We start from the raw sequence: 8,918 nt of genomic DNA, 5'->3' as shown, positions 1-8,918 counted from the left end.
GGATTTGGATTGTACCATTGATTTCTTGCCTCTGGACCGGTTAGCTTAACACGTGCTACCACTTTTCCCCTATCTTCGTCAAACAACATCCACCTAGCATCAGCTACAACATTTGTCACTGTTGCAGTGATTCCCTCATGTGTGACCGGCTCCCAAGTCAATTCTTCTGGTTCTATTCCTGTTATCAGTAAATCAAAAGATAAATTATGCGCACCTGTAGTTGGAAAATTAAGGTTGTATGATTCAGAATTGGTTGATTGAACAAAAAAGCCCTTACCCACTCTCCATACGTCAGCTGAGGAAAGTTCCATGTCCCTATACCTGTCACCAGGATATAGATTCGGCCTTGCATAATCGATAACTGGCGACGGTATTATTATTATTGCATCACTACGCTTAACTTGATTATTGTTACCATTTGCTGCCTGCAATTGCCACGAATATGACAATAACGGCAGTGCCAGTAATGCAATTTTTGCCAATGATTTTAGTGATGATTTAAACCAGAATGTCGAAGGTATAAGTAAGAAAAGTGTAAAAACGTGCCTAATGGCGTTATTTGATAAGTTTAAGGCATAGGTTTGCCAGTGTCGGTGTTCGGTGTTCGGTGTTCGGTGTTCGGTGTTTAACATGGTACTGCATCATATTTCCCCTGTCAAGTAATTCTTTGTTTTATTTAAATTTTTATAATTATTCGCTTATTTAATAAGCTTGTTTCTCTATAGCGATTAAAGTATAACCATTTAAATAATAGTTGGCTAGTTTTTTGGCGGATTTTTTGTAAAGTAATGAAAGCAAACTTAAAGAAACATAAAGATAAAAATGATTCAGCCATAAAAATAGGTGAATTTTTTAATGAAAATATGCTGTCATATTTCAAACTTTTTGACCTTTGGTGGAATAATTAAAATCGGTGATAACATCTAAAACCCAAACACACCCAACAGCCCAGTTTGGCTTGCTAACCTTACTTCGTTATCAACACATTTTAATGCTGTGATAAGGCAGGCTTAAACATTGTGGTGCTATAAGCGTGATGGTACTATAGGCGTGTTTCTTGCTCTAAAATCGTTCAGGTAGACCATTGATTTTATTTAAGTTTTTTGGGTTTATGTTTTTAAGTAAAATCAACAGCTTATAGATTTGTGAAGCTACAATCCAGCTTTTTGCTAAAATTGCTCCTTTTTGTTTCATACTGAAACGGAAATTATAAATTGCGTAAAGCTAGATCATTACAGACAATTGTGGCTTGCGATAACCGTTACGCTTTAATTTTTGAAACACCAACAAACCTGCCGATTTGTAGACTTTAATTAATCAATTTTTTGATGTTGATATTATTTTAGTGAGGGTTTTAAAGATGAGCAAATCCCTAAAATTATTTGTCACCGGAGCGCCGTCAAAAAACCGTTTTTTATTGATGATTTTACTTTGGCTATTGCTAGTGATGAGCCGTTAGATGTTTCCTTACCCGTTTTTGATATAAATAAACCACTTCAGATTATTGAATTTATAAAAAGTTATTTATTTAATCAATAATATATCGTATCTTATTTGCTGAATTTTTACATTATTTTATCTAAATTAGCATGAAGCTTCTATTCAAAAAATTTTTAAACATAATTAAAAAAGCGATAATGGGATTTATGCTATTGTCCGTTTTGCTTGTTGTGTTAATGCGTTGGGTTAATCCTTTGGGTTCAATGCTGATGATAGAAAGAAAAATCGCTCATTGGAACATGACTCAACAACGCACATGGAAAGATTGGAATCAGATTTCTGATAACATTAAAATAGCCGTTATTGCTGCCGAAGATCAAACCTTTTCGAATCATTGGGGATTTGATTTTAAGGCGATGAATCGGGCTTTAAAACACAACCAAAATAATAAAAAAATTCGTGGTGCCAGTACAATTACTCAGCAAGTCGCCAAAAATATTTTTTTGTGGTCATCGCGTAGCTGGGTTCGTAAAGGATTTGAGTCTTGGTTTACGCTTTGGATCGAGCTTACTTGGTCTAAACAGCGTATATTGGAAATTTACTTAAATAGCGTTGAATGGGATGAGGGTGTTTTTGGTATTGAAGCGGCTTCTCGTCACTATTTTAAGGTTAGTGCTAACCAATTAACGCCAACTCAAGCAAGTTTGCTAGCGGCGATTTTGCCTAATCCAAGAAAATGGAGTCCTGTTAATCCCAATAGTCATATTCAAAAAAAAGCAGAATGGATTCGTACCCAAATGAATAATTTGGGCGGTAAGTATTATTTAGATAAACTTAAATAATAGTTAAATGATTGTTTTTATAAATTCAGGCACCACTTTACTTGCTGGTCCGTAAATTTTGGTTTGAAACAGACTTTCACCTAAGCTCGGCTCTAAGTTCAGTTCAATCGTTTTTGCACTTGTTTGGTTAGCAATTTGTACAAACCCAGCGGCAGGATAGACATTGCCTGATGTGCCAATGGATATAAAATAATCCGCTTGTGAAAGGGCATCATAAATTTGTTCCATTTGTAGGGGGATTTCACCAAACCAGACTATATGTGGGCGAATGAGTTTGTTTTGTTGATAATTCACATCGTCAAAACAATTAATTATCTGTCCTGTTTTTTCATTACGCACTTTTAATAATTCACCATGCATGTGAATAATATTTTTAGATCCAGCTTGTTCATGTAAGTTATCCACATTTTGTGTCACAATTAAGACGTTATCACTACCTAATTTCTGTTCTAACTGAGCTAGCGCAAAGTGGGCTGCGTTCGGTTTTACGTCTGGATTTTGTAATTTACGGCGTAACATATTATAAAAATCATGTACCGCTGTTGGGTTGCGCATATAGCCTTCGTAAGTTGCTACGTCATTAACATCATAACCTTCCCATAATCCATTTTGAGCTCGAAAGGTTGATAAACCCGATTCGGCCGAAATACCCGCGCCAGTTAGAATAACTATTTTTGGTATTGTCATAATTCATTACACCTTTACTATTTATCTAAGGTTATTGAAAACAAAATATTAGCCAATTATTGGCTGTATTCGGTAGTAAAAATATGCAAAGCAGGTTTGCTAAGTTTTTGATATTGGCTGTAGGCGCTTGCCACTTTTAACCGGATATCGGCCTTGGATTCACCATTTAACCAACTGTTAATCATTGCGTGCACACTATAAGCTTCGGGCGCCATACGGTGCAAAGTTAAAATAAGTGGGGTAATACCTAGTCGCGATAGTGGTGGCGTAAAATATTGTTGGCTTTTGCAAGCAAATACTGCCGCATAACGTGATTTTTGTTTTTCCTGTTGTTCTTTTGATAATGTATTCCAACGCCAACTATCGGGTAAATATTTTTTCCATGACCATTCCATTAGTGAATCATGACCAATATAGACAACCAGATCTGCACTTCCCCCCGCTATCACTGTTTTATTATCTAATTTAAACGCTTTTGCCTTTTTGCCTGCTGAATAATCAATAAAATCATCAACAGTATCGTTAATATATTTGCCATTATACGCCTGTGCAATTAGATAGACATCTTTGTCTTGGTGTTTGTAAATTATTTCTTCTAATATTTTTCCTGATCTTGGTCGATTAATTTGTACAACTTGCCACTCTTTTTGTTTAGCAAAATAGGTTTTAAAGCCATAAGCCGCCCCCCAATAAAGGTTGTTTTTAGGATCTTGACCGTTACCTATCGCCCTTGGAACAGGTGCTATCTTTTGATATTTGTTATCACAAAGCGCCACCAAAACATGAATCACTTTGGGATCGGCAAAGCAGGGAAAGGAGAGTATGAAATAAATAATCGATGCAAACCATAACTGTGTTTTTCTTTTCTTCATTTGAGATTGTTACCTTAACTGTCATATTTATAACTATATTATTTTTATATAGACTTTATAACATATATATTCAGTTATTTAGCAAAAAAACAGTTAAAATTGTTGATTATCAATATCAATAATCCTGTAGTGAATTTACTTATTAATGTTTATTGTTGATGAGTTAACGAGCTGCAGCTCGTAAAGCTGTATAAGCTGAGTTGCATTCTCTTTTAGTCGATTCTGGATGCTTTCGTAGTTGTTCTTTGAAGATCTCAATACTGGCTTCTAAATTTTTTTCAGAATCAGATGGAATTTTGGATTGTGCTTGTAATTCATTTATTAGAGTTAGATATTTATCACATTCGACTGAACCTGTAGATATGATTACGGTACTCTTTTTGTCGTTTTTATTACAAGCAAAAAGACAAAAAGAGACCAAAATAAATAATATACACGCTGTAAATTTTTTTAACATTTTAAATCCCCTTATAAAACTAACACACAAATTCGGCTGTTGAATTTATTTAAATGATAAAAAAGCCTTACTTTTTAAAGTAAGGTTTAGGAAGTTAATATTAATAAAAAATTATGCTTCGATAGCAACTCTTAACTTTTTCATTGCGTTTTTTTCAAGTTGGCGAATACGTTCAGCCGAAACGCTATATTTGTCAGCTAAAACCTGTAATGTTGATTTGCTTTCATCAGGATCCAACCAACGCGCTTTAATTATATCTTGGCTACGTTCGTCTAGTTGTGATAGTGCGTCATGTAGTTTATCTGTCGCATCATTTTCCCAATTGTCATTTTCAATTGATTTGGAAAAATCAGAGTTGCCATCTTCTAAGTATAGGGCCGGTGCAACAATTGAATTGTCATCGTCGTCGCTGTCAATATCAAACGACATATCTTGTGCAGACATGCGTGATTCCATTTCAAGTACGTCTTTACGGCTTACACCTAATTCATCAGCAACCATATCCACTTCAGCACTACTAAACCATCCTAAACGTTGTTTAGTCTTTCTTAGATTAAAAAATAACTTTCTTTGTGCTTTAGTTGTTGCAACTTTAACAATACGCCAGTTTTTTAATACATATTCGTGAATTTCAGCTTTTATCCAATGTACAGCAAATGAGACTAAACGAACACCCATTTCAGGGTTAAAACGTCGTACTGCTTTCATTAACCCAATGTTGCCTTCTTGAATTAAGTCTGCTTGTGGCAAACCATAACCTGAGTAACCGCGAGCAATATGTGCCACAAATCGTAAATGAGATAAAATTAACTGGCGAGCAGCATCAACATCATCATGATAATAAAGTTTTTCACCCAATGATTTTTCTTCTTCTGCTGTTAACATTGGATAGGTGTTAATAATGCGAAGGTATGATTCTATATTTCCTTGTGGGATTAAAGCACCTACTTGCATTTTTAAATCAGTACTCATTTAACTCCCCCTTAAATTAAGTCATTTTGTCACATCATTAATTAAATGTAACAATTAAAAACGTTAAACTAACGTTCATTTATTAATTAGACTAGTAAACTATAAATTAGTTCATACTTTTTATTTTAAATTAATAAGTATTCACTTAAGCTCTGTAACTATTAAATTTGATTTATATTTTAGTTAATTACGGAAAAATAACTAGGTAATTCGTGTTATTTTTAAATATTTTTTTGTCGCAATAAGTGATGAAAACCATCCTATAATCATAGTAATAAGTATAATTAATATACTTTCATCCCACAATAAGCCTTCAAGATGAATCATTGTTCCAAAAATATCAGAAACATTCAATATAATTGATTCTATTTGAAAAATAAATATTTCCGATAATAACAACGAAACAACTGAGCTAACTAAACCAATAAAAATACCACTATATAAAAAAGGGCGTAAAATAAATCCTTCCGTTGCACCAATTAATTGCATTACAACAATAGTTTGCTTTCTAGCAAAAATATTTAGACGAATACTATTACCAATTACAAGTGATACAGCAATAATCATAAATACCGAAATGATCCATACAACAGATTTAATCATGTTGGTTAACGCGGTTAATCGAGTAAACCAACTATCATCTAACTTTATATCATCTATACCATCAAGTTTAAGTAATTCCGTTTGTAATTGATGCAATATAACTGTTTTTTTTGCTTCTTCTTTAGGCATAACAATAGCTACGGCTGGTAGTGGGTTTTCGTCTAATAAATCCAATGCATTACTAAATCCAGACCATGTTTTAAATTCTTCTATTGTTCTTTCTCGAGAAAGATAATCAATTTGATCGACTTCAGGATAAGATTTAAGTTTAACAATCAATTCAGCTGTTTGTTCGTGGGTTAAATCTTTATTAATATAAATAGTTAAATTAGGCGTTGGATACCATTGTTTTGCTGTTTGATTAGCATTTTTCCAAAGAAGGTAACTAATAGTTGGCAAAGTAATTGAAATAGCAATAACAAAAATGGTTAATAAAGAGGCAAAAATATGTTGAGAAAAATCATTAAAAGTATTACGCCAAGCATAACCAATTTGTCTTTTCCAACGAGAAAAAAAACTATTATTGTCTTTTTTCTTTAATTTTGTCGGTTTATTATTAGCGTAATTCATTAACTTCTAACCTCTAAAAGCCCTTGATTTAAATGCAGTATTCGATGGTGTCTGCGGCGAATAAGCCCCATATTATGAGTCGCCATCAAAACCGTTACACCTGCTTGGTTAAATTCTTCAAAAAGCTTTAAGATATCTTTAGATAGCTTATCATCTAAATTACCCGTAGGTTCATCAGCAAGTAAAACACTAGGACGATTAACAATTGCTCGTGCTATACCAACTCGTTGCTGTTCTCCTCCTGATAACTGTATTGGATAAAATTTCATTTTATTTAATAATCCAACTTTATCCAATGATGCCGAAACGCGCCTGCGAATTTCTTCTGCTGATTTACCTAAAATGATTAATGGAATTGCAACATTATCATAAACAGTATGATCCATTAATAACTGATGATCTTGAAAAATCATCCCAATCGTGCGACGTAAAAAAGGCATTTCGTGCTTACTTAATCCTGAAACATCAATACCATTTAATAAAACTTTTCCATCATTAGCTTTTTCTAAACCACAAATCAACCGCATTAAAGTACTTTTACCAGCACCAGAATGCCCTGTTAAAAAGGCCATTTCTCCCGGTAATAAGGTAAAGTTTATATTTTGTAATGCCGATTTCCCGCCAGAATAAACTTTACTTACGCGTTCAAATTGAATCATGATTTATCTCTATTCATCTGCTTGATCAAACAAAGCATTAATAAAATCATCGGCAACAAAAGGTCTTAAATCATCAATTTTTTCACCTACTCCAATATAACGTATAGGAATACTAAACTGATCTGCAATACTAAAAATAATTCCGCCTTTTGCAGTACCATCTAGTTTCGTTAATGTCATGCCTGTAACACCAATAGCTTCATTAAAAAGCTTGGTTTGACTAATTGCATTTTGACCTGTGCCTGCATCAATTGTTAACATAATTTCATGCGGTGCCGTTTCGTCTTGCTTTTTAATGACTCGTACTATCTTCTTGAGCTCGTCCATTAAATGAGATTTGTTTTGTAAACGACCAGCAGTATCAGCAATTAATACGTCTATTTTCTTGGCTTTTGCTGCCTGTATTGCATCAAAGATGACAGATGCTGAATCAGCGTTAGTATGTTGTGCAATTACAGGAATGTTATTACGCTCCCCCCAGACTTGTAACTGCTCAACAGCCGCTGCACGAAAGGTATCACCAGCGGCAAGCATAACTGATTTGCCTTGTTGTTGAAATTGACGGGCTAATTTGCCAATTGTCGTTGTTTTGCCTACACCATTAACACCAACCATCAAAATAACAAAAGGTTTGTGGCTATTAATATCAAGAGGCTTATCGACACCACTTAAAATTGAGTTCATTTCTTGCTTTAAAAGCTCATGTAATGCATCAGCATCTTTCAGTTCTTTTCTTGAAGCTTGTTTTGTTAAACTATCTATAATTTTTTGTGTTGTATCAAAGCCTACATCAGCAACAAGCAATTGTTCTTCTAGCTCTTCAAATAGCGCTTGATCAATCTTTTTGCCTTTAAATAAACTAAGAAAACCAGATCCAATATTTTGTTTGGTCTTAAAAAGACCTTTTTTTAACCGAGAGAAAAATCCTTCTTTTTTTTGTTCAAACATAAATAATTTACCCTAAGATCATTTCTAATGATCATTCTATCTTATTTTAGAATAAAGCCCAATGCATTCAATAAAAGAGACTAATATTATTTTTTCAAATCTTTTGTTAAAAATAAATATCTTGAGTTGTGATATATCGCCAATCATTTAATGGCAACTGATGAGTAAATAAATTATATTTTCCAATTTGAACTCTCACCAATCTTAAACAAGGAAAACCAACTGTAGCACACATTCGTCTAACTTGTCGGTTTTTTCCTTCCGAGATTGTAATACTCACCCATGAAGTAGGTACGGTTTTGCGTTCTCTAATAGGAGGGATTCTTTCCCATAGTTCTTTTGGATCATCAAGAAAATTTACTATAGCTGGCGCTGTGTGAAATTCTTTTAATTGTACGCCTTTTCTTAGTTTATTTATAGCTTGTTGATTGATAATACCTTCAACTTGTACCCAATAAGTTTTAGGTAATTTAAATTTTGGTGAGCTGATTTTGGATTGCAATTTTCCATTATTTGTTAATAATAATAACCCTTCACTATCGGTATCCAAACGTCCTGCAGAATAAAAATTAGGTAATTGTATAAAATCTTTTAATGTCTGATATTTTTCATGCGGTGAAAATTGAGTTATGACATTAAATGGTTTATTGAAAGCTATTAAAGTATTCATTTACCAATCTATATTAATCAATTAAAACCCTGAAAGCAAAAAAGCCCAACATTGCTGCTGGGCTCGTGTATTTAAAAGTCTGGCGGCACCCTACTCTCACATGGGTAATACCCACACTACCATCGGCACTACGGCGTTTCACTTCTGAGTTCGGCATGGGGTCAGGTGGGACCACCGCGCTATTACCGCCAGACATAT

The 8,918-nt window shown here is 33.8% G+C and carries 9 protein-coding genes, 1 rRNA gene and 1 pseudogene; 1 reads left to right on the top strand and 10 read right to left on the bottom strand.

Translation table 11 applies throughout. The features are described from left to right. Positions 1-632: hypothetical protein (locus tag GA0061080_RS11250; protein WP_141683152.1), on the bottom strand; the 632-nt coding region annotated here is incomplete at its 3' end. 957 nt (positions 633-1,589) lie between these two features. On the opposite strand from GA0061080_RS11250, the gene mtgA reads away from it, so the two are divergent. Further along, positions 1,590-2,282, top strand: a complete 693-nt coding sequence (mtgA, locus tag GA0061080_RS11240) for a monofunctional biosynthetic peptidoglycan transglycosylase (protein ID WP_091125693.1) — start codon at positions 1,590-1,592, stop codon at positions 2,280-2,282. A 3-nt stretch (positions 2,283-2,285) separates the two neighbouring features. On the opposite strand, the gene cobB is transcribed toward mtgA, so the two are convergent. From cobB to rrf, 9 genes and pseudogenes are all read right to left on the bottom strand, one after another. Continuing rightward, the gene (cobB, locus tag GA0061080_RS11235) at positions 2,286-2,969 is read right to left on the bottom strand and encodes a Sir2 family NAD+-dependent deacetylase (protein WP_091125688.1); all 684 of its coding nucleotides are present in this window, start codon (positions 2,967-2,969) and stop codon (positions 2,286-2,288) included. Positions 2,970-3,025: 56 nt separating this feature from the next. After that, positions 3,026-3,841, bottom strand: coding sequence for a hypothetical protein (locus GA0061080_RS11230; protein ID WP_091125685.1), 816 nt, complete (start codon positions 3,839-3,841; stop codon positions 3,026-3,028). 163 nt (positions 3,842-4,004) lie between these two features. Next, positions 4,005-4,298, bottom strand: coding sequence for a hypothetical protein (locus GA0061080_RS11225; protein WP_091125681.1), 294 nt, complete (start codon positions 4,296-4,298; stop codon positions 4,005-4,007). Between the two features lie 111 nt (positions 4,299-4,409). After that, complete coding sequence (gene rpoH / locus GA0061080_RS11220) at positions 4,410-5,270, bottom strand: RNA polymerase sigma factor RpoH (protein WP_091125677.1); 861 nt, start codon at positions 5,268-5,270, stop codon at positions 4,410-4,412. A gap of 201 nt (positions 5,271-5,471) precedes the next feature. After that, complete coding sequence (gene ftsX, locus GA0061080_RS11215) at positions 5,472-6,443, bottom strand: permease-like cell division protein FtsX (protein WP_065636510.1); 972 nt, start codon at positions 6,441-6,443, stop codon at positions 5,472-5,474. Further along, positions 6,443-7,102: a cell division ATP-binding protein FtsE gene (gene ftsE, locus GA0061080_RS11210; protein WP_065636509.1), complete on the bottom strand. Its 660-nt coding sequence runs from the start codon at positions 7,100-7,102 to the stop codon at positions 6,443-6,445. Before ftsE ends, ftsX begins: the two co-directional genes overlap by 1 nt. Positions 7,103-7,111: 9 nt before the next feature. Further along, positions 7,112-8,035: pseudogene (ftsY, locus tag GA0061080_RS11205) on the bottom strand (signal recognition particle-docking protein FtsY); the annotation flags it as partial. Between the two features lie 121 nt (positions 8,036-8,156). Further along, complete coding sequence (locus tag GA0061080_RS11200; protein ID WP_091125674.1) at positions 8,157-8,720, bottom strand: pseudouridine synthase; 564 nt, start codon at positions 8,718-8,720, stop codon at positions 8,157-8,159. 77 nt (positions 8,721-8,797) lie between these two features. Next, positions 8,798-8,913, bottom strand: a 5S ribosomal RNA gene (gene rrf / locus GA0061080_RS11195). Positions 8,914-8,918: the final 5 nt, after the last annotated feature.

This window comes from Gilliamella intestini (assembly GCF_900094935.1).
In the GTDB taxonomy this organism is placed as follows: domain Bacteria; phylum Pseudomonadota; class Gammaproteobacteria; order Enterobacterales; family Orbaceae; genus Gilliamella; species Gilliamella intestini.
The sequence above is the reverse complement of the archived record's forward strand: the minus strand, read 5'-3'. Positions and strand labels throughout refer to the sequence as shown.